The sequence below is a fragment of the Rhizobium sp. PDO1-076 genome (assembly GCF_000247475.1).
Classification (GTDB): Bacteria; Pseudomonadota; Alphaproteobacteria; order Rhizobiales; family Rhizobiaceae; genus Allorhizobium.
The window spans coordinates 1-1,181 of the sequence record NZ_AHZC01000292.1; the positions used below are offsets into that span (position 1 = coordinate 1).

Consider the following 1,181-nt stretch of genomic DNA (forward strand, 5'->3'; position numbering starts at 1 on the left):
CCGTTAAGTTTACGATGCCTGCGTGTGTTCTTCGGGACAACGCGATCTTTGCCGATTTGTTATGCAATGGTTGACAGTCTCATTTCAGGTCAGAGGTTAGTTATGGTTACAGGAATCGATGCAGTTTCATCGGCTCATTTGAGCCTTTTGCACGTGCAGTTGGTGGATACGAGTTCCAAGAACGTGTTGGGGGTGGCATCGGTGCTGCCTGCGTCGCAGGTTGCTTCCGTCGTTGACAATTTGGGTGTCGAGTATAGCTACGGCCCATCAATGTCTCCATTGGGGATCTTGGGGTTGCGAATGCCCGTCAATGTCGGCGATGCTGAGGCACTCTTCCTGCTGCTCCAGATTGTTGCCGATCGGCTTTCGAAGGATAATGAGGCTAAAAAAAGTCTGGACCAGTATACCAAGGCGAAAAATACGCTTGGTGATCTGCAGAAAAATTACGCCAAGGTCATTGCTTTGACGGCTGAACTTCAGGAACTGAACGACCTCGCCAACCCAAAAAAGAAAGCCTCGACAGATCTCTCTGATGAGCTTGCAGCACAGGTTGCAATACAGGCGGCCCTGCAGTCGCGTGTCGATTTGCTCTCGGTGGATTCTGGGGCCGGGGACGAGTTGGCGCTGGCGAAACTTGATTTGGCGGCGGCATCCAGCGTTGTCGAGAGTACCAGGAACCAGCAGGCTTATGTCGCCGGGGAACTCGATCTGTTGACGGCAGATATATTTGAAAATACGATGCTTTTGACCGAAGTCAAGAAAGATAGCATTGGTCTGGCCTCGGCTTTCTTGGCACTGACCGCAAAGCTGAGATCGACTGAAGGTGTGCAGGCTGATGCCTTGCCCGAAGAAGACGAGATCGAAGCGGACTATTTCGAAGATATAGCACGGTCATCTGATCGAAGTTTTGATGACAAGGTGGTAATGGACACACTTGTCGAGGAAGGCCAGGTTACAAGGGATAGGGAGATTGCCGACGTCGCGGCATCAGTGCTCGCCATTGCGTACCAATTTCTTCATATTTTACAGCAAGAAAAGGCAGTGTTCAGTTTTGATAGCACTGCGCGGGGCATGGTTTCGGGAAAGAAGGTGCACATTGTGCTCTGATGCTGTTTTAACAAAAAGGCAATCGACGGGCATCGTAAACTTAACGGAGGAAATGCCAGCGAAAGACGCCATCC

Annotated in this window: 1 protein-coding gene; it reads left to right on the plus strand. The window is 50.8% G+C overall.

Features of this window, described 5'->3' with window-relative positions:
• On the plus strand, window positions 1–1,107 hold a 1,107-nt coding region (locus PDO_RS15300), incomplete at its 5' end, for a hypothetical protein (protein WP_210161521.1).
• Window positions 1,108–1,181: the final 74 nt, after the last annotated feature.